The 20,554-nt window shown below is 49.1% G+C and carries 20 protein-coding genes; 6 read left to right on the top strand and 14 right to left on the bottom strand.

The window, feature by feature from the left end; translation table 11 throughout:
* Window positions 1–244 precede the first annotated feature (244 nt).
* The gene (locus tag ACFO5U_RS02400) at window positions 245–1,072 is read right to left on the bottom strand and encodes an STAS domain-containing protein (RefSeq protein ID WP_377276368.1); all 828 of its coding nucleotides are present in this window, start codon (window positions 1,070–1,072) and stop codon (window positions 245–247) included.
* A 143-nt stretch (window positions 1,073–1,215) separates the two neighbouring features.
* Window positions 1,216–1,677, bottom strand: a complete 462-nt coding sequence (locus tag ACFO5U_RS02405) for a DinB family protein (RefSeq protein ID WP_377276370.1) — start codon at window positions 1,675–1,677, stop codon at window positions 1,216–1,218.
* A gap of 219 nt (window positions 1,678–1,896) precedes the next feature.
* On the opposite strand from ACFO5U_RS02405, the gene ACFO5U_RS02410 reads away from it, so the two are divergent.
* Complete coding sequence (locus ACFO5U_RS02410; RefSeq protein ID WP_377276372.1) at window positions 1,897–2,895, top strand: EAL domain-containing protein; 999 nt, start codon at window positions 1,897–1,899, stop codon at window positions 2,893–2,895.
* 126 nt (window positions 2,896–3,021) lie between these two features.
* Here ACFO5U_RS02410 and ACFO5U_RS02415 read toward each other — a convergent pair whose 3' ends face one another.
* Genes ACFO5U_RS02415 through ACFO5U_RS02425 form a run of 3 tightly spaced genes read right to left on the bottom strand, consistent with a single transcriptional unit; the run spans window position 3,022 to window position 4,374 of the window.
* A complete protein-coding gene (locus ACFO5U_RS02415) occupies window positions 3,022–3,390 on the bottom strand; it encodes an iron chaperone (protein ID WP_377276374.1) in 369 nt (122 codons plus the stop codon).
* Window positions 3,391–3,418: 28 nt separating this feature from the next.
* Window positions 3,419–3,868, bottom strand: coding sequence for a PaaI family thioesterase (locus tag ACFO5U_RS02420; protein ID WP_377276376.1), 450 nt, complete (start codon window positions 3,866–3,868; stop codon window positions 3,419–3,421).
* A gap of 35 nt (window positions 3,869–3,903) precedes the next feature.
* The gene (locus ACFO5U_RS02425) at window positions 3,904–4,374 is read right to left on the bottom strand and encodes an HIT family protein (protein WP_377276378.1); all 471 of its coding nucleotides are present in this window, start codon (window positions 4,372–4,374) and stop codon (window positions 3,904–3,906) included.
* Between the two features lie 140 nt (window positions 4,375–4,514).
* On the opposite strand from ACFO5U_RS02425, the gene ACFO5U_RS02430 reads away from it, so the two are divergent.
* From ACFO5U_RS02430 to ACFO5U_RS02445, 4 genes are all read left to right on the top strand, one after another.
* The gene (locus ACFO5U_RS02430) at window positions 4,515–5,189 is read left to right on the top strand and encodes a response regulator transcription factor (RefSeq protein WP_377276380.1); all 675 of its coding nucleotides are present in this window, start codon (window positions 4,515–4,517) and stop codon (window positions 5,187–5,189) included.
* Complete coding sequence (locus ACFO5U_RS02435; RefSeq protein ID WP_377276382.1) at window positions 5,186–6,565, top strand: sensor histidine kinase; 1,380 nt, start codon at window positions 5,186–5,188, stop codon at window positions 6,563–6,565. Before ACFO5U_RS02430 ends, ACFO5U_RS02435 begins: the two co-directional genes overlap by 4 nt.
* A gap of 120 nt (window positions 6,566–6,685) precedes the next feature.
* Entirely contained in the window at window positions 6,686–7,726 is a 1,041-nt protein-coding gene (locus ACFO5U_RS02440; RefSeq protein ID WP_377276384.1) for an ABC transporter permease, read from the top strand.
* Window positions 7,723–8,394: an ABC transporter ATP-binding protein gene (locus ACFO5U_RS02445; RefSeq protein WP_377276386.1), complete on the top strand. Its 672-nt coding sequence runs from the start codon at window positions 7,723–7,725 to the stop codon at window positions 8,392–8,394. The genes ACFO5U_RS02440 and ACFO5U_RS02445 overlap by 4 nt, the downstream gene beginning before the upstream one ends.
* A 54-nt stretch (window positions 8,395–8,448) precedes the next feature.
* Here ACFO5U_RS02445 and abc-f read toward each other — a convergent pair whose 3' ends face one another.
* Together abc-f and ACFO5U_RS02455 are read right to left on the bottom strand one after the other, a co-directional pair.
* Entirely contained in the window at window positions 8,449–10,089 is a 1,641-nt protein-coding gene (abc-f, locus tag ACFO5U_RS02450; protein ID WP_377276388.1) for a ribosomal protection-like ABC-F family protein, read from the bottom strand.
* Between the two features lie 301 nt (window positions 10,090–10,390).
* Window positions 10,391–11,152: a TerC family protein gene (locus tag ACFO5U_RS02455; RefSeq protein ID WP_377276390.1), complete on the bottom strand. Its 762-nt coding sequence runs from the start codon at window positions 11,150–11,152 to the stop codon at window positions 10,391–10,393.
* Window positions 11,153–11,518: 366 nt separating this feature from the next.
* Between ACFO5U_RS02455 and ACFO5U_RS02460 the strand changes: the two genes are divergently transcribed.
* Window positions 11,519–12,562, top strand: a complete 1,044-nt coding sequence (locus ACFO5U_RS02460) for a hemolysin family protein (protein ID WP_377276392.1) — start codon at window positions 11,519–11,521, stop codon at window positions 12,560–12,562.
* 79 nt (window positions 12,563–12,641) lie between these two features.
* Here the strand turns inward: ACFO5U_RS02460 and ACFO5U_RS02465 are convergent, their stop codons facing one another.
* From ACFO5U_RS02465 to glmS, 7 genes are all read right to left on the bottom strand, one after another.
* Window positions 12,642–13,238, bottom strand: a complete 597-nt coding sequence (locus ACFO5U_RS02465) for an NADPH-dependent FMN reductase (RefSeq protein ID WP_377276394.1) — start codon at window positions 13,236–13,238, stop codon at window positions 12,642–12,644.
* Between the two features lie 13 nt (window positions 13,239–13,251).
* Window positions 13,252–14,235, bottom strand: coding sequence for a ring-cleaving dioxygenase (locus ACFO5U_RS02470; protein WP_377276396.1), 984 nt, complete (start codon window positions 14,233–14,235; stop codon window positions 13,252–13,254).
* 234 nt (window positions 14,236–14,469) lie between these two features.
* A complete protein-coding gene (locus ACFO5U_RS02475) occupies window positions 14,470–14,859 on the bottom strand; it encodes a VOC family protein (RefSeq protein WP_377276398.1) in 390 nt (129 codons plus the stop codon).
* Between the two features lie 20 nt (window positions 14,860–14,879).
* Window positions 14,880–15,710 (bottom strand): YitT family protein, encoded by an 831-nt coding sequence (locus tag ACFO5U_RS02480; RefSeq protein WP_377276436.1) that lies wholly within the window; start codon window positions 15,708–15,710, stop codon window positions 14,880–14,882.
* A gap of 216 nt (window positions 15,711–15,926) precedes the next feature.
* Window positions 15,927–16,499, bottom strand: coding sequence for an NADPH-dependent FMN reductase (locus ACFO5U_RS02485; protein WP_377276400.1), 573 nt, complete (start codon window positions 16,497–16,499; stop codon window positions 15,927–15,929).
* A 146-nt stretch (window positions 16,500–16,645) separates the two neighbouring features.
* Window positions 16,646–17,518, bottom strand: a complete 873-nt coding sequence (locus ACFO5U_RS02490) for an AraC family transcriptional regulator (RefSeq protein WP_377276402.1) — start codon at window positions 17,516–17,518, stop codon at window positions 16,646–16,648.
* A 143-nt stretch (window positions 17,519–17,661) separates the two neighbouring features.
* The gene (gene glmS, locus ACFO5U_RS02495; RefSeq protein WP_377276404.1) at window positions 17,662–19,464 is read right to left on the bottom strand and encodes a glutamine--fructose-6-phosphate transaminase (isomerizing); all 1,803 of its coding nucleotides are present in this window, start codon (window positions 19,462–19,464) and stop codon (window positions 17,662–17,664) included.
* Window positions 19,465–20,554 lie beyond the last annotated feature (1,090 nt).

Below are 20,554 nucleotides of genomic sequence, written 5' to 3' on the forward strand. Positions count from 1 at the left end.
ATGCCTCCGCCATATCTTTTACTTCGAATACAAGATAAAATATTTAGTTAAAACGATAGCTTATTATCACGCAATGTACAATATGACAAAACGTATTTAAATGAAATAATTTACATTTTTATTTTGTTATCCATTATTTTAAGCTTCTTGTTTAAACTATCCCACTTCTATTATCGGCAGTTTTTCTAAAATATTTACTGATATACAGAAAAAACCGAGCCTTATCACCGGCCCGGTTCGCAACTTATTGTGATTCAATTTTCTCCAAACTTTCCAGCGCTTGCTTGACGGTCGCATAGGCATCCGCAGATGACAACTCGATGCCAGAATGGACGATGGTCTGCACCAAGTCCGGGCGCATTCCTGCAATGGCGATGTGTATGCCCATTAAGTTGAATGTGCTGCCGATGTGGTGAATCGCTTGTGCCGTTTGGTCGTCGATTGTCAAAACGCCAGAAAAGTCGGTGATGACGTGGCTGACTTGCATGTCCGCTATGAGCGGGATGACGTTTGTCAAAATGTGGTTGACGCGGTAGCTGTCGAGATAGCCAATTAACGGCAAGACCACGACATCGTCCGCCACCGGGACAACCGGCGCCGATAAAGCAATGAGTTCGCTTTGCATTTCCGCTTCGTATTTTTCCTGGAGCCGCTCGAATGCAAAGAAGGTTTCGTTCAGGCTGACATCGAGCAAGGTGTTGATATGCGTGATGACGCGTGCATTTTCTTTCAGACTGAGCCCTGCTTTGATGCTCAGTTCGGTGAACAATTCCGCCATGACGATGCGTGTCGGCGGATAGCGCAAGACGATGTCCGAAATTTTGCCGCTTGCTTGCATTTCAGCATTCTGCTTGCTCCACTCGATCAATGCATCCGGCACGTCGAGAACTGTTTCATTGCCGATCGTCTCGCCGAGATGGCTAAGCAGCTCCTCGTACATTTCCACAGCACGCAACCTCTCTTCTGCCGGGATGCTCTGCTCCACTTTCGCGAGCACCCGGTCTACTACTTGTTCAGCGAGCATGCGTGGGCTCGCTGTGATATAACCGCAAAACTCCGTAAATGAAGACATTCTGCCTGCCACCTTTTCCAATGAATTATTCTCAGTATATCATTTTGTATAAGATCAGGCACGCCGATATAACCATAGAAATGACAATGACATATCGCTGTAATAAAGCCCCGTCCATGACTCCTGGCGGGGCTATCATCTGCTTATCGAGTTTTGATCGTCTTGCGGATGGCGCTCATCGTCCCGAGGTGAAGCGCATCATGCGCAATCATGAACGCCAATACTTCCCCAAGCGTCTCCATCCCGAGAAACGGTTCAAGCAGTTTGCTGTTGAGCTTGCCGGCTGTGGCGTGTTCGATCTGATCAGGCTGGTCGGCCAGCACTTGCTTGAGTTCTTCAAGCGACGGCACATCCCCTTGCCAATTGTCGGGCGAAGTGCCGCTCGCGAACAATTCCGCATAGCGCGCAGGCAACAGCGGTTTTGTGTCGAGTGACTTGGCGACAAAACTGTCGATGCCCGTCACCAAATGGCCTGCGTTCCAACGGATCGAATTGCGAAACGGCCCCGGCATTTGGTCGGCTTGTTCTTCGGTCGTTTTATCGAGCAGTTTGATGATCATGCCGCGCCACGTTTTCCATTGCCGAAACATTATGTCTTCATTCATCCTATCCACTCCCCATCATTTGCTCTTTCCATCATAGCGCTTATAGGCATTTCGAGGCAAAACTTCTGCACTCCTGCCGGCGGCTCGCATCAGATAAGTAACCAATTTATAATGAATTCCAATCGTATTTACTACCAAAAATGATTCTTGTAAATTTTTCTTGTGTATTTAGTCACGTTCGATATACTTTAATTACCACAAATTTTAGGAGGAACATGTTTGAACTGCAACGGTTGTTCTGTTACTGCACTGACTTTTGATATTCGCCTAACCGGTGAATTGAACCTTTCGATTATCCCGATTGCTATAGATCATTTAGAACGCCAAGGCTTGGACGTCTTGCAAAAAGACAAGCGCTTGCGGATGGGCGAATTCGCCGCACGCGAATTTTTGAGCTTTTGCCAAGACTTGCTGGATACCGACCTTGCGGAGTTCCGCATCAACCAGCAAAGCTACCAACCGATCAGCCAGATGCACCAAGTATTCGACATGGAATGGATTGACGATGTCATCCAAAACGAGCGCATCGTCTCCCATTACCAGCCGATCGTCGATGCCACGGGTGCTGTTTATGCATACGAAATGCTGGCGCGCTTCCATGACGCCGACGGACAGATGATTTACCCGAACGCCATTTTCCCGGCAGCGAAAAGCCGCGGGCGCTTGTATGCACTCGACCGGGTTTGCCGCATGACCGCCGTACGTGCTGCCGCAAGATTATCCGGCGAAAAAGCATTCATCAATTTCATCCCGACATCTATCTACTCCCCGGAGTTCTGCTTGCGCTCGACGATTGAATTGGCGCACGAAACCGGTGTCGACCCGAAACAATTGGTCTTTGAAGTCGTCGAGTCCGAAAAAGTCGATGATTTGGAACATTTGAAGCGCATACTCGGCTATTACAAATCAAAAGGCTTCCAGTACGCACTCGATGACGTAGGTGAAGGCTATAGTACCGCAGAAGTGCTCGCCGAACTACGACCGCATTACATGAAACTGGACATGCAATACGTCCAGGGCGTCGCCACTGACACGGCCAAACAAGCCGTGGCGCAAAGCTTCCTGAAAAAAGCACAAGGCGTCGGCTCCACGCCGCTCGCTGAAGGCATTGAAAACGAAGAAGATTTCCAGTGGCTCAAAGCGCAAGGTTACGAATTGTTCCAAGGCTATTATTTCGGCAAACCGGCTGCCGCACCGCTTGCATATAAAACCGTTTAACAACAAACCCCGCCCTCTCCGTCAAAACGGAAAGGGTGGGGTTTGTTGTTTTCTCCGCTATTACTCACCTGTTATGTCAATATCACGGGAAGACATTCAAACTCCCACTTAACATCACCCTTCAATTCATCTCCAAAACTTCGTCATATCCGCTTTGTCTTCGATATTGAATGCAATCAATTTTTCAAGCAATGCGTAATCGACAGGGCGGTCCCAGCTCATGCGGATCAATTGCTTGGTGCTCGAATGGCCGCCTGCTTTGATGTCTTGTGCAAAATGGTCGATCGCAGCTGTTTCCGGCGCGACTGCCATGTGTTTTTTAGCGGTGCTGAACGCGATGATAAACGTGCCGTGGTCGGTGAACATCGGTTGGTTCCAAGCGACTCGCGGAACGAGCTGCGGGTATGTTTCCATCACCCATTGCAACACCTCTTCTACACGCTCCCGGTGATCCGGATCGTCCAGTTTCGATAAGTATTCAACAAACTCATTCATGGCCTCCGCCTCCTTTTTGTTATCGGGCTCATTCTTCTGTCCCCACGAAATATTGGTCTTTCCTGTACGACACCGCATCGACTGTCGCCATTATCTCTTCGCCGCGCAGCACATCAACCCGGTAAAAACCGACCCGGAAATTCCGTTTCGTCTCTACGGCGCGCGCCGTCAGCAGGTCCCCTGGATTTGCCGCTTGGATAAACTGGGCATTGGTCGACAAACCGACCGATGCTTTGCCGTGGGCGTTGCTCGCAACCGACAGCACGTGATCGGCAAGTGCGTAAATGACGGCACCATGTACGGTGCCATATGCATTGACCATATGGGGCTGCACGAGGAGTTCCGCCTCGGACAAGGTTTCTTCGAACTTCGTCAAACGGATGCCGAGCGACTGGGCAAAAGGATCATTTGATACTGTGTCGCGGATTTCTGCGTAATGCTTTTGATGGAGTGCGTGCTCGTCGATTCGTTTGCGCATAGGTTCTCCTTTGTCTTCAAGTTTTTTAGCGCATATTATTTCCCGGGCAATGATGGAAGTTGGCCATTAACTCCCGCTGCTAGCTGATTTCTCGTTTCCGCTAACTTCCTTTTCAAATGCGTATTATCCCACTCATCATCTGTATAGAAGGCGGCGAAAGGCTGGCCTTCCGCTCTTGGCACGAGATGCAAATGAAAATGCGTCAACTCGTCTGGCCCGCCGCCGTTCTGCGCTTGCGTGATGCCAAACGGCGTGTAGAGCCCGCGGATGACCCGGCTCATCAGTTGCGAAGCCTTTAACATTGCCAGTGCCGTCGCGTCATCCATGTCGTCGATAAAGCGGTAATGGGCTTTCGGCAAAATGAGCACATGCCCTTCACCAAACGGGTCGTGGTCCAGAAAACACGCCACTCGTTCATCTTCATATACCATATGCACCGGCAGTTTACCATTCGCCAACTTGCACCCTAAGCAATCGCTTTCTCTATGTAGGTCAACTCCACTCATCTTCTAGACCCCTTCCCAATCCACCTCATGCCTAATTGCGCTGCAGATCTTTCTTTCTATTATACAAGGTGTATTGGAAGAAAATCTAACCTCTTTTCACGCAGTGTCCTATAATGGTCATAAGCAAGGAGGTTTTACGGATGATCCGCATACTCGCAGTTGATGACGATTTACATATGTTAAAGTTTGTCGCCGGTGAGCTTCGGCAAAACGGCTACGAAGTGATATCCGCTGAAAACGGTGAACAGGCACTCGCCCACTTGGAACAGCAACCGGTGAACCTCGCGATTGTTGATGTCATGATGCCCGGAATCGACGGTTTTGAATTAACGGAGCGCCTGCATAATGACTACGATATCCCGGTCATTCTCCTGACGGCACGCCACCATATCGAAGACAAGGAACGCGGATTTCTCGCCGGATCTGATGATTACCTCGTCAAACCGTTCGAGTCCAAAGAATTGCTGTTCCGTGTCAAAGCGATCTTGCGCCGATACGATCACCCTGAAAACAATGCCCTTACGGCAGGGTCTTTGACAATTGACTTGAAAAGCTATGAACTGCGCTCACCGAACGGCCTGTTGCTCATTCCATTGAAGGAATTTGAACTGCTCGCTCTGCTCGCCTCCAAGCCGCGCCAAGTGTTTACGAGAGACGCGATTATTGAAAGCGTATGGGGGCTCGATTTCCAAGGGGACGAACAGACCATCAATGTCCACATCAAAAGACTGCGCACGAGACTCGAGCCATTTGCGCCGGATGTCAAAATCATTACGGTGCGCGGCGTCGGCTATAAACTGGAGGCCGACTCATGAGCCTGTATGTCAAATTCATCTGGTTCACGTTCCTGACGATGCTCATCAGCAGCGCCATTTCGTTTTTCACGATGAACACGTTGTACCATCAGTTCCTGAAAGAAGACAATAACGATAAAAACCTCGCCATTGCCGAGTCGTTTGCCGGGCATTTGAACAGCCTTCCGCCGAACCAAGTGGAAGATACGCTCGACGTGCTCGGCATCGCCGGCTATCAATTGTATTTGACGGATGGCCGTGATGTCTCACGCTTTGGCGGTGAGTTCCGCGATGAAACGATTGCCCAAGAAACCGTTCAGCACGTGCTGGGTGGAGACACCTTCAACGGCATCCGAGATTTTCCGCGTCAAACGTTCGTCACCGGATTTTTCGCCAATGAACTGCAAAATTCCATCGGCGTCCCGGTGACACTCGGCGGCGAACCTTACGCTTTATTCCTGCGCCCCGACATTGAACTATTGTTCCAGGAACTGCATCTATTGTTCGGTGGTTTGGCGGTGGGAATCGTGCTGCTGAGCTTTCTCGGCATGCTATTGGTCGCGCGTTTGTTGATCCAGCCGATCACGAAACTGACCGAGGCCACCGAGAAGATGGCGACGGAAACGTTCGATGTGCCGCTCGCAATCGACCGCCGGGATGAAATCGGCCGTCTCGCCGACCAGTTCCTATTGATGCGCTCGCGCATTGAACAGTCGACCGTCAAGCGCAAGGAATTCGTCCATAACGTCTCCCACGATATCCAGTCGCCGCTCCATACGATCCAAAGCTATCTCGGCTTATTGGAAAAACCGGACATCCCTGATTCCGACAAGCAGCAATACGCCGAAATCATCCGCGAAGAGACCGCGCGCCTATCGCTGTTGACGACGCAGCTGCTCACTTTGGCATCGGTCGACAAGGAAACACCGGAACCGCTCGAGACCGTCGCGCTCCATGAACAATTGCACGCGACGCTCAGCCATTTGCGCTATGCATTCGACGACAAGGAATTGGCGCTTTCCGCACAGCTCACCCCGGCCTATACAAAAGGCAACACGGTGCTGCTTCAAACCGTCTGGGAAAACTTATTGACCAATGCAGTGAAATACAGCAAACAGGGCGGCTCGGTCGACATAAGCCTTACGCAAAGTGAGAGCCATGTCCATGTCACGGTGAGAGATCACGGCATCGGCATGACCGAGGACGAGACGAAACATGCTTTCGAGCGTTTTTACCGAGCCGACCAAGCCCGCACCCGCGGCCAAAAAGGCTCTGGGCTTGGCCTATCGATCGCCAAAGAAATCATCGAACTCCACGGCGGCCGGATCGAACTCGACAGCACACCGGGTGTAGGCACTACCGTGACTGTCATTCTTCCAGCCGCACCACCCATTTAGACTCGAAGCCCTCCACAACTGGTGGGCTTTTTTTCATTCACCCGAATTGTCAACGCTCGTTCACCTTCCATTCATCTTGCCTCTATACACTAAAGCTATACCAAAACGGAGGCGAATCACGTGAACTTAGCATGGAAAGAAATGAAGAAAAGCAAAACGAAATTTATAATCCTCGGCTCAATCGTCTTTTTGATCAGCTTGTTGACCTTTATCATCTCAGGACTCGCGAATGGCTTGTCACAAGACAACGCCGCTTTAATCAAAAATTTGCCGGACGGTGAGATCTATATGGAACCGGAGGCAAAAGAAACCCATGCCTTGTCGGCAATTGATGGAGACTCACAAGAACAAGTGCTGTCGCAAACCGACGGCGCTTTCGCATTCTCCATCCAAATGGGCTTTTTATTGAATGAACAGGACGAACAGCAAAGCGTCGCATTCGTTACGTCGACCGATTCAGCCGAATTCCCTGAGGTTTCAAAAGGCGAGATCATCCTCGACAGCTCGCTCGAAGATGAAGGCATCCAGCAAGGCGACCGCTTCACCAACAGCCAGTTTAGCGGTGAGTTTACCGTGGCAGGCTTTACGGGAGGCGCGAAATACAGCCACGCCCCTGTCGCGTTTATCCATCCCGAAAATTACGCTGAGATGCACCGGACCGAACAGATGCAAATGCTGTTCGTTCCAGAATCCGCAGAACCCGTTGCCATCGCCGGCTTGCAGAGCTTTTCCAATGAGGCGTTCTTGAACACTTTGCCGAGCTATAACGCAGAGCAATTATCGCTGTCGATGATCGTCTGGTTTTTGGTCATCATCAGCGGCATGCTGTTCGCCATCTTCTTCTATATGATGAACATCCAAAAGCTCGGTTTGTACGGCATTTTAAAGGCGATCGGCGTGAAGACCAGCGCTTTGTTCCGGATGATCTGGACACAAATGTTCGTCATTACCGCAATCGCGCTCGCTTTATCGATTGCCATCAGCCAATTGTTCCATAGCCTGGCACCAGGCGGCATGCCGTTTTATTTGCCGGTCGGCATCACATTTCAATTGTCGGCGGTGTTCTTTGCCATCGGATTTGCCGGCGCTACGCTTTCAGGCATTCAAATTCACAAAGTCAAACCGCTTCAAGCCATTCAACAAGGAGAGGGATCCGCATGATTTTTTCAACACAAGCTATCAAGAAAACCTTCAAAACCGGTGAAGTCTCAGAGGAAGTTTTAAAAGGCATCGACTTATCGCTCGCTGAAGGTGAAATCACCGCACTCGTCGGCGCATCGGGCTCCGGGAAAAGCACGCTGCTAACCATTGCGGCAGGGCTTCAATCGCCATCATCCGGTGAAATTCATTTTAATGGACAAGATTTGAGTGCGATGAGCCAAGAAGAGATCCGCGAAATCCGTGCGGGTTCGTTCGGATTCGTGTTCCAAGCTGCCCACCTCGTGCCATTTTTAACCGCCGAAGAGCAATTGCTGCTCATGCTCGAAACAGCCAAATCTGCGCTTTCGAAAAAACAACGGCGCGAAGAAGCGACCAAAATACTCGATTCGGTCGGCATGGGCCACCGGAAAAACGCCTACCCCGCCTCGATGTCAGGCGGTGAAAAGCAACGCATTGCCATCGCACGCGCCATCGTCCACCAGCCAAAACTATTGTTTGCGGACGAACCGACCGCAAGCCTTGATTCAATCAAATCGCACGAAGTGATGAAATTGCTGCAAAGCCTCACCAAAACATTGAATATCTCCACATTGATCGTCACCCATGACGAAGACATGCTCACCTACGCAGACCGCATCATTTCCATGAAAGACGGACGCTTGGCATAAAAAAAGAAGGCCGCAGCCTTCTTTTTTCTATAGCATCCATTTGGATGATCCTTTTTAATCCAGTTCCCTTAGCCGCTCGGTCAATTCCACAAAGCGTCGGTCAAGTTCCGCGTAGCCTTTATCTTTCGGCTGCATAAAACTAAGCTTGCCGAGCACCGCTTGACGCTCCGTCTCCAGCTTGAGCCGCAGTTCCGCTGCATTGCTTGCCGGCTCGGCTGGCGCTTTTTCGCCAAGCTGCTTGCGGATCGTGCGGCCTTCGAAGAGGAGCTTGCCCTCTGTCGCTTTATCAAGCAGGTAGCGGTCGTGAGACACGACCAACAATGTGCCTTTGTATTCCGCCAAAGTCGCTTCCAATTGTTCACGCGACGGCAAATCCAAATGATTGGTCGGCTCATCGAGCAATAAAACGTCCTTGTCCTCCAAAATGAATTTCATCAATTTGCATTTGACCCGCTCGCCCATGCTCATCTCACGGATCGGCTCGGACCATTGAGCCGCTTGGAAACCCAAATGCTTGAGCAGGTTCTGCACGCGGCCACGCTGTTCGAAGTTTTCCTGCTCGAACAGTTCCGCAGGCGCCTTGTCGAGCGGCAAGTCAAAAACATCTTGCGTCAAATAACCTATAGAAGCAGACGGCGACATCCAGATTTCCCCTTCCGTCACCGGTTCTTCACCTGTCAGCATCTTCAAAAACGTCGTCTTTCCGCTTCCGTTCGGGCTTACCAACGCCAGCTTTTCGCCGTGCTGGACAGTAAACGATGCCCCTTGAAACAGCGACGCTCCGTCAAACCATTTGCCCGCATTTTTCACTTCCAAAAAACGTTTGCCGACTTTCGGATTGGCACGGAAAGCGAATTCCACTGCGTATTCCGGTTTGACAGCACCGATATTTTCCTTCTCCAGCTCCCTTTCCAGGCGCTTTTGTTTTGATTTCACTTGGGCATCCATGCGCTTGGCTTTCACGCGGTAATATTCCTTGAAGCCTTCCTGCTTTGTGGAATTGGCATGCGCGGACTCCGCCCATCCGGACAGCTGTGCCATCTGACGTTCGATTTGCTCGGTGCGTTTTTGCTGTTTGTCATACGCCCGCTGCTGGCTCTTGCGCTGCTGTTCGCGAAATTTCATATAACCGCTGTAAGTACCGTGATAGCTGTGCACAGTTCCGTTTTCGATTGCCCAAATTTTTGTCGCCACCTGGTCGAGAAACGCGCGGTCATGCGAAACGATGACGACCGCTCCCATATAAGACAGAAGTTCTTCGCGTAAATATTCCATGCTGTTTGCGTCCAGATGATTGGTCGGTTCGTCCAATAGCAGAATATCCGCCGGCTGTGCCAAGCCTTTCGCGAGACGTGCTTTCAGCTTTTCACCCCCGCTCAAGTGGGCAAAGTCCCGTACCGGCACCTGCCATTTGCGCAGCAGCGCCTCTTCAGCTGTCGTCACTTCTTCAAATTCGTGCCATTGCGTTTCTTGCTCGCCTGTTTTGATCCCAAGGTCCGGTGCGCTTTGTTCGATGTACCCGCTTGCCGGTGCGATCTCGCCGCTCAATAGTTTCAGCACAGTCGTTTTGCCAGCGCCGTTTTTACCGATGATGCCGATGCGGTCGCCGCGCGCAATATTTGCTGTCAGCTCTTCAAACAGCGGCTGTTGGTCGATTTCTACTGACACCTTGTTTAATTTCATCAGTTCCGTCATACAGAACCACTCCTTGTTATGTTGACAGGGAGAATAGAAAAATCCTCCCAAATCAAGATTTGGAAGGATTAGTCAGATCATTAAAAGATACGTCAAAAGAGCGATTGCTCCTTGGGGGCATCGAGTAGGTGAAATGGCCAGACTAATCCTATGTTTCGGTCTTCGAAATTAGTTATTTCAAATGACTAAAAATAGGTTAGTTGTCCATCGTCCACCCATCAGCTCGTTTCATTTCAGAATTGAGTTGATTTTATCATGCAAAAGAGAGCGTTGCAACAACCGCTCTCTTTCTTCGTATAGATTATGCGACAGATTGCTCGCGTTTTTTCTTGATGCTGATAACCGCGCCCACTGCAACAATCGTCAGCAGCACGCCCCAGAAAATCAATTTCCATTCGGTCGAATGAGCGAAATCGTGCGGCAAAATGGCGACGCCTTCGTGCCCAAGAGTCAATACGGTCAGTTTCACGCCGACCCAGCCGACAATGACGAACGCCGTTGTCTCGAGCTGCGGGTAATCCGATAGCAGCTTAACGAATTTATGCGCCGCAAAACGCATGATGACAAGCCCGACCAATCCACCGGTCAGCATTACGGCGAACTGGCCGCCGTTGATGCCGCCCACTTCCATTGAGCCGAGATGCGGCAAGGTGATCGCGAGCGCGACTGCTGCGAGCATCGAATCGACCGCAAACGCGATATCCGCCATTTCCACTTTCAACACCGTCATCCAGAAACCAGAACCTTTTGTCGCTTCCGGCTCGATCGTATGCTCTTTGCCTTTTCGTTGATCGTAAATATGCTTGAACGCGATAAACAATAAGTACGCTGCCCCGAGTGCCTGAATCTGCCAGACGTCGACAAGCAAGGTGATCATGAATAATGCTGCAAAGCGGAAAATGAATGCGCCGAACAATCCGTAGAACAAAGCTTTTTTCTGCTGTGCTTTCGGTAAGTGTTTGACCATGACCGCCATGACGACTGCATTGTCTGCAGCCAACAACCCTTCGAGTGCAATAAGTACGAGCAACACCCATAAATACTCCAATAAAATAGCTTCCATATGGAAAACCCCCTAATTTTTGGCAACAAAAAAGACCTCTGCCTATAGAAGGCAAAGGTCTTGCTAAGCAAAATGATTTTGCTATCACAACCGATGGACCGTGTCCATGTGATGACGACTGTGAAATAGGTTTCCCCATAGCTACTCCCCTTTGACGTGATGTCAAGGTCTATTGAGTTGTTAAAAAAAGTATAGCACAGAAAAATTAAAAAGCTACTATAATATATCGAAAATTCCAAGCCTAGTTTCTAAAGCACTCGGGCCTCCTTTAAGCTAAACTAGACGTAGATAAACTGGGAACTTTCCACATTGCCGCAACCTTTTTTTTCTGACTGGTGAATATAGATTAGTAAAGGAGCTGGACTTATGGGATGGGCACTGGGCATTTTGATTATCCTGATTTTCATTAATGCTTTGTTTGCAGCGTCTGAAATCGCATTGATTTCCTTGAACGACCACAAAATCAAGAAATCGGCAGCTGCCGGAAACAAAAAAGCCAAGCTGATTGACGACATGTTGGCGCAGCCAAGCCAGTTTCTCGCGACCATCCAGATCGGCATTACACTGGCAGGCTTTTTGGCCAGCGCATTTGCGGCAGACAGCTTTGCCGACGAACTGTCGCTGTATGTCCAAGGGACCGAGCTTCCCGTTTCGCCAGCCATCGTTCAAGTCAGCTCGCTAATTTTAATCACGTTCGTGCTTTCCTATTTCACGCTCGTTTTCGGCGAATTGGTACCAAAACGCTTAGCTCTTCAAAAGCCCGAGCCGATCGCCATGGCTTTTATCCATCCGCTGCGCTTGTTGGCATTTGTCGCCAGCCCCTTTGTCAAAATCCTGTCATGGTCAACCAACGGGGTCATCCGCCTATTCGGCATCGACCCGCATCAGCCTGTGCCGGAAGAAACCGAAGAAGAAATTCGCTTGATGCTCGATGCCGGCAAAGAAAAAGGCACAATCGAAGAAATGGAGCGCTTCATCATCACCCAAGCTTTTGAATTCAATGACAAGATCGTCGAAGAAGTCATGGTCCATCGCACGGACATGATCGCCATTTCCATCAACGACCCATTGGAGAAAGTCGTGCAGCTCGTCACCGACTATCCTTTCAGCAAATTTCCGGTTTATGAAAAAGATACCGACCATATAATCGGCACACTCCATATTAAAGACTTGTTCCGCTACAGGGAAAATCCGCAGCGGCAAGCCTTCGATATACGCAAAATCATGAGGGCGCCCCATTTCGTTTTTGAAAAGCGTGCAATCGATGAAGTGTTCCTGGAAATGCAGAAAAGCCACAACCATTTGGCGATCGTGCTCGATGAATACGCTGGCACCTCCGGCATGATTACGTTGGAAGACTTGCTGGAAGAACTGGTCGGCGACATCCAGAGTGAAGACGCACGCGGCTGATTCAGCAAAAAAAAGCTAATCGTTTCCGATTAGCTTTTTCACCATTTTTAAACGATTAAATTATTGTAAAACCCTACGCTTATTGGCGGATCGTCTTCAATGCCGTCGCCCAAGGAATCACTTGGTCCAGCATTTGATTGACCGAATCGGCTTGAACCGGTGCAGCTTTCAGTTCCGCACCATTTTCGAAATCAGTGAACAAAGACAATGCCGGATGAACGCGGACATCTGCGACCATCAGCTCTCCGAGAATGCCGCGCAAATGTTCCGCTGCGCGCGCTCCTCCGACCGAACCGTAGGAGACGATGCCAGCCGCTTTATTGTTCCACTCTTCGCGCAAATAATCGAGCGCGTTTTTCAGCGAGCCGGTGATCGAGTGGTTGTATTCCTGTGTGATGAAAACAAAGCCATCTTGTTTGGCGACCGCTTCCGACCAACCGGCAGCACCTGATGCGTCATTGCCGTTTTCACCGAGCAGCGGCAATTTATAGTCCGCGATATCGATAATTGTATAGTTCGCGTCACCGCGCGCGTCTGCCAATTGCTTGACCCAGTTGCCGACTTGAGGGCTTAAGCGCCCTTCACGTGTAGATCCTAAGATGATTCCGATGTTCAGTTTTGTCATTGTTGTTTCCTCCTCTTTTTCTGCTCCAAATAGTTTATTGAAAAATCCCATTCCATCCAGCTCCTTATAAATACTCTTTGTCGAATGTCTTGGTGCTGCGGACAGTGTCAATCGGGCGCACTTTTGATTCGATCTGCTCGCGCTTCACTTCCAAAAACGGCGGCAAGGAAAGTTTTTCACCGACCGTCTCGTACGGTTCATCGCCTAGGAATCCAGGGCCATCTGTTGCCCATTCAAACAACACACCTGCTGCGACGCGTGCGTAAAGTGATTCAAAGAAGAAGCGGTCGACATAGCCTGATGTATTAAAGCCAAAACCGTTCATCCGGTCGATCCATTCATGCAAAGCGTTCGTATCGTACACACGGAATGCCGCGTGATGGACGGTTCCATAGCCTTGGCGACCCGGCGGCAGCAATACGTTATGCTCGACGATCACTTGTGCGCCGTTCCCGCCTTCGCCCATTTCAAACAAATGGAATGAACCTTGCTTGTCGATTTCGCGCATGAGCAATGCCGTCTCAAGTATTTGCTTTAAATTATCGAACTGCGCGACACGGATATGGACCGGTCCGAGTCCTGTAATCGCATATTCGAGTGGTACAGGACCGTTTTGCCATGGCGTGCCAGATGCAACTCCTTCATTTCGTTCATCTGAAATGAGCATGTACTGCTGGTCATCGAAATCACTGAACGACAAGGTCTTCTTGCCGAATACTTCCTTAATCCCTTTATGGCTGACTTCATATTTGTCAAAACGTTTCACCCAGTAATCGAGCGCTTGGTCTGTCGGCACGCGGAACGCTGTCTTGTAGATTTCGTTTGTGCCGTGCGTGCCTTTTGCACTTCCGGGGAAATCGAAGAAAGTCATATCGGTTCCTGCTGACCCTTTGTCATCTGCGAAAAACAGGTGGTAAGTTTGGATATCGTCCTGGTTGACGGTTTTCTTCACGAGCCTCATGCCAAGCACATAGGTGAAAAACTCATAATTCTTTTCTGCGCTGCTCGTAATCGCAGTGACATGGTGAAGGCCTTTTAATTCATTCATTTTTATCTGCTCCTTTTGAATGTTATTATCTTGAATTCGAGATATATAATTAAAAAAATAAAAAACATCTACTTTTGCTATGAAGTTTTATCCCTCATTTACTTTGAATTAATTTATTTTTAATTCGAGATAATAATACCATGGCTCATTTTTGCCGTCAAGCTTTTCGTTTCTATTATATTTTCCGATTAAAAAAGCCAGCCAAGATCGGCCGGCCTCCATAGATTACAATTGCTAAACTTGATTTTTGTCTCCAACACCTGTGGATACTGAAATCATTTCCACACGATTGCCGAACGGATCCCGGAATTCGAAACGCACAAATCCTGGAATCGGCACCGCTTCCAGAAGTTCGACGCCCTGAGATTCCAGCCGTTCGCGCCAGTAACCGACGTCTTCCACTTGATACGCCAAATGCGCTTTTGTCGCAAAACGGTCGAAGCCGTCTTCAGTCCCGACATGCACTTCCTGATTGCCGACTGACAGCCAAAAGCCTCCTCTTCCTTTCAAAGCGTCCGGTTTATCAATCTCCGACAAGCCGAGCACTTCACAATAGAACGCCTTCCCTTCGGCTTCCGCTCCTTTTGGAATGGTAATTTGTACATGATGCAATCCGATAATCATATCGTATCCCCCCGGTGTCATTAATGGATATCGCGCTTTTTAAAATTGCCGCCTTTTACTTCAGCGACGTCATACACCGCCACAAATGCCTGCGGGTCGATTTCGTAAATGATTTCTTTCATCTTGCTGTCTTCGAGGCGGTTGATGATGCACGTGATTTCCTTATACTCTTCATTGGTATACGCCCCTTTGACCAAATTGTATGTAGCACTGCGCCCCAAACGGTCGCGGATCGTCTCGACCATATTCTCAGGTTCACTCGTGATAATTTTATACGTCTTCGAACCGCTCAAGCCTTCCTCCACCATATGGATCACTTTGGAGGCAATAAAATAAGCGATCCCCGACAAGAACGCGCCCTGCAATCCGAAAACAGTCGACACGATGATAAAGACGAATAAGTTCAGGAATAAAATCAAGTCGCTCGTGCCGAACGGCAATTTCCTCGACAGCAATACCGCCAGCATATCGATGCCATCCAATGCACCGCCGTTACGCAACGCAAGCCCCATGCCGAAACCGATGATGATGCCTCCAACTACCGTTACGAGCAGCGAATCCCCTTCAACAATCGGCGGAATATGGTGCATGATCGTTGTGCCATACGCCAGTGCCGCAATGCCGATGACCGAATAAATCGCGAAACTTCTTCCGATTTGTTTGTAGCCCAAATAGACGAACGGAATATTCAACAAGCCGATCAAAATTCCGAGCTGTACGCCTGTCAATTGGGATCCGACAATGCTCAGCCCTGTCACGCCGCCATCCGATACATTATTCGGAATCAACACAGCCTCTAATCCATACGCAGTAATGAATCCGCCGATGACGACCGCAATCGCGCGAAGCATTTTATTAACCCGTCTGCTCGTTCTTTTTTCTGTTATCGTTCCCACTCAACTTCCTCTTTTCCCGCTAAACGATGTACTTCCCCTTCCAATCATACACTTTCTTTCATTCGGGTTGAAAGAATAGCCCAAAAACGACGGGTTACTTTTCCTCAATATAAAATCCTGAATGCGGACGCTGTTACTTGCGTCCACCACTCAGGATTCGGAATTGCAGTTTTATTCATTTTTTTTCTTTCGTAAAGGCTCCAATGCATTCGTCCACGCATTGACTTGTTCGAGCATGGCATTGACCGATTTTTCGTGGACGCCAGCAGGATTGAATTCGCTCATTTTTACGAAATCCGTAAACAAGGACATCGCCGGGTGGGCGCGGACTGAAGCGACTTGAAGTTCCGCCAGAGTAATGCGCAGCGATTCCGCTGCACGAACGCCGCCCGCAGAACCGTAGCTGACAATTCCCGCCGCTTTATTGTTCCACTCGAGATACAAATAATCGATGGCATTCTTCAGTGCCGATGTGACGCCGCGGTTGTATTCCGGGCAAATGAATACATAGCCATCCAACTCCGCGATTTTCTTCGCCCATGGAATCGCTTCAGGCGTCTGGTAATCCTGGCTGTACGCCGCTGAAACCGGCTCTGCATACATCGGCAAATTGAATTCCGCCAAGTCTACGATTTCATAATGGGCATCCCCTCGTTTGTCTGCGATCCCTTTAACCCATTCTGCTACTTGCGGACTGTTGCGCCCTGGCCGTGTGCTCCCTGTAATGATGCCGATTTTCGTCATAACTCCGCCTCCCTTATGATGAATCTTCCATGCCGCATGTATGCAGATCTCGATGTTCTTTCATCATAGGAGAAAATATAATTTTTTACAAACAAAAGATTGAATATTCTTTCTTCATGTATTCTTCAATATTGCTTATTTCCTCATCATCCTTGGTTTGGCTTTTTCACTGCCATCCAAATCTCGCTTTTCACATGAGCAGGGTCCGACAAATCGCCGGTAAATGAAATTTCCGGTGCTTCGGCCAGTTCATAGCCGGACGATGGCAACCATTCGGAGACGATTTTCCCCCAAGTCTCCTGCATGACCCGAGGGAATTCCCCTTGTGCTGTAAAAACCGCCCAAGTGAGTGCGGGCACCTGTATTTTATCGAGGCCGTTTCCTGGCTCTTCATTTTTTGTCGTCAAAAAACCTAGCATATGATCCAAAGCGCCTTTTTCATCCATTCGGCCTTCATCAAAATTGAACGATGCATTAACTATTTGCTGCGGTTCCATATTTGCATAGCTGCGCATTTCTTCTCGTTGTTCAGCGGTGATGCTGTTCGCAAGCGCCGCGATTTCCTTATTTTCTCCTTCAAATTGAATCGCCACCCGTTTTTTCTTGCCGACTATATTAAAAGCTTGTTTTTCTTCGATTCGGTATTCCATTTCTACTCCTCCTTGTACAGTTAATTGGAAAGACAATTTCGGAAACGACTTCAGCATGCCGCTTTTTTGGACTGCTGAAGGACTGATCCCTGACCATTCCTTGAAGGCGCGCGAAAATCCATCAGCGGAATCATAGCCATATGTTAACGCTGCCTCCATTACGCCCATGCCACCGTGTAAATCCGATACCGCATTGGACAGCCGGCGCTTTCGGATATACTCGCCTAATGTGAATCCTGACAGGAAAGAAAACATCCGGCGAAAATGATAAATGGATGTGCCGGCAATCCGCTCCAGTTCCCCTTCATCGATCTCCCCATCCAAATGCGCTTCAATATAGGCAAGCGCCTCGTTCATCTGCTTTAACATACTCCCTGCCTCCTTCCTGCTTTCATTATAAACGGCCGCTTCTTTCCCCATCCGACATAAACGATGCGGCTTTTGGCGGATGCCCGGACATTCCCCGGAAAATATAAAAAAACCCCGCACGAATGCGGGGTTTGGCTTATCGATTATTCAACTGTTACGGATTTTGCCAAGTTACGCGGCTTATCGACGTCACAATCGCGGTGCAGTGCAGCATAATAGCTGATCAACTGAAGCGGGATGACCGAAACGATCGGCGTCAACAATTCGTGGACTTTCGGCAAGACGTGGCTGTCGCCTTCTTCGTTCAAGCCTTCCATCGAAATGATGCATGTGTGCGCACCGCGTGCCGCCACTTCCTTGACGTTTCCGCGGATGTTCAAGTTGACCGACTCTTGCGTCGCAAGCGCGATAACCGGTGTGCCTTCTTCGATCAAAGCGATTGTACCGTGCTTGAGTTCTCCCCCGGCAAAGCCTTCTGCTTGGATGTAAGAAATCTCTTTCAGTTTCAATGCGCCTTCAAGACCGACGAAATAATCCATCAAGCGGCCGATGAAGAAGCAATTGCGTGTAGTCGACAGGAAGTCTGCCGCCAATTTTTCCAGTTCTTCTTTCATATCGACTTGCGCTTGGATAGCGTTTGCGACAATGCCCATTTCCTGGATCAAGTCGAAGCCGATCTCACGGCCGCGGCGTTCCGCTGTGACGGATGCCAAAATAGCCAAGACAGCCAATTGTGCCGTGTATGCTTTTGTTGATGCGACCGCAATTTCAGGTCCTGCATACAGCAAGAGCGTATGGTCGGCTTCACGTGAAAGTGTCGAGCCGGCTACGTTTGTGACCGTTAGTGATGAGTGGCCCAATTCTTTGATGCGCACCAAAACTTGGCGGCTGTCCGCTGTTTCGCCGGACTGGGAAATAAAGATGAACAACGGCTTTTCAGAAAGAAGCGGCATGTTGTAGCCGAATTCGCTGGCAACATGTACTTCTACCGGAATGCCCGCCATTTTCTCCAAGTATTCCTTGCCGATCAATCCTGCATGGTAGCTCGTACCCGCTGCGATGATGTATAGACGGTCCGCAGACTCAAGTGCATCCAAAATTGAAGAATCGATCGTCAATTGATCGTTCTCGTCCTGATAGGCTTGGATGATTTTACGCATCACTGCTGGCTGCTCGTCGATTTCTTTGAGCATGTAATGCGGATAAGTCCCTTTATCGATATCGCTCATGTCGATTTCTGCTTTGAACGGCTCACGCGTCACTTCTTCGCCTTCAAGCGTCAAGATCTGGACGCTATCTTTTTTGACGATAACGACTTCTTTATCCATCAATTCAACAAATTGGTCCGTTACTTGCAACATTGCCATCGCGTCCGATGCCACGACGTTAAAGCTGTCGCCAAGACCAACCAAAAGCGGGCTCTTGTTTTTCGCAACATAAATCGTCTGTTCTTCATCGGCATCGAGCAAAGCGATTGCGTAAGAGCCTTTCATCAATTTCAACGCTTCGCTGAATGCTTCTTGCGTCGTCTGGCCATTTTCAACAAATTTACCGATTAATTGAACGATGATTTCTGTATCTGTATCCGACTCCATTTCCACATCGCCCAAATAATCGCGCTGGATGTGGTGATAGTTTTCGATGACGCCGTTGTGGACAATTGTAAAACGGTCCGATGTGTTTTGATGCGGGTGCGCATTGACTTTGCTCGGCTTGCCGTGTGTCGCCCAGCGTGTATGCCCGATTCCCGTATTTCCTGTCGTGCTTTCTTCTACTACTCCGCGAAGATCGGCAATGCGGCCTTTTTCTTTGAATACTTTGATGCCATCGCCGTTGCGCACTGCAATACCCGCTGAATCATATCCACGGTATTCCAAACGCTCCAAGCCTTTTAATAAAATCTCTTTTGAATCCTGCTCCCCGATATACCCGACAATTCCACACATAATTTAAATTCCTCCAATTTCATAAATGTCAAAATAAGTGTCCGCTGCGTTCGCAAACACTTTCATGAGCCCGTCCAAGCTTGTTGTCCAATCGATCACTCGACTGTTTTAAGCTTGGACATAACGACCGGGCTTCGCGGCCGGGAGGTATCCGCCGAAATCTCGATACTCCTCCTCCTCGTCTACTGAAGACTGACTGGTCCGTCCGAGTTCTTCAGTACAGGCGCTATAATTGGTTTCCTTCGCACTTACCTCTATCCCCCTTTTGCACCGGTTTAAACCGACCCTCTAATCATAACCGCTGCGAACAATTCCGTCAATCAACGCATAGCTATACTTAGGACAATCCACACAGTCATCTTCCAGCAGATGGTTCATTGCTCCTCATGTTTTCTAACTTCTTTCAATTCCATTCAAATTTCTCCAGTCAACGAAAGCGATAAGGGCAAGCATGCCTACTTTGCAGTACCTGTTTACAAGATGTTTTCACCAAAAGTTCCGCAACCTATCTTTTTGAACTCCTTGATAAACTTTTGACGGCGCAGCCCCTTGAAATGACGAGAAATAACCGGAAAGGTTTCCGCTAATGAAAAGATTGTGGAGTGAGTCGGACAAGCGAATGAGCAGAAGCTTTCATCGACCCTCTCATCGTCAAACAGCTGCCTCCCGCTTTGGGCATGCCTCCCGCAATGAGCCAAGAAGAGCATTTGTCTCATTGCTTCGGCTAGCCCGTGTGCGCGGTTCGGCTTTGAGATTTCATTGGACATTACGTGGCGAAGCTATATCGCTATTAACCGGGTGCATCCGCAAGTTGAGACGCTTAGCCGGACTTGATATTTATGAGGGCTTTGTCAGCAATACAATTTAAAAAACTCAAGCTCATTAAAGCTTTTCACAGTTGCATCAATGTTGGAAGAACTTCATTTCCTCTCTAAACTAGAGGTGGAGCGGAAAAAGGCGACTCTGGAGGGATCAGGACGAGCTGAAGACCCTGGACTGAGCGTTAGCGAGGGAAGCGGCTGAAGCCGGCCCCCTCAGAAAGCGTCCTCTTGAAGCGCAACCTTCACACACAGCTTATCTATTCTCAACT

Source organism: Planococcus dechangensis (genome assembly GCF_042654465.1).
Lineage (GTDB): Bacteria > Bacillota > Bacilli > Bacillales_A > Planococcaceae > Planococcus > Planococcus dechangensis.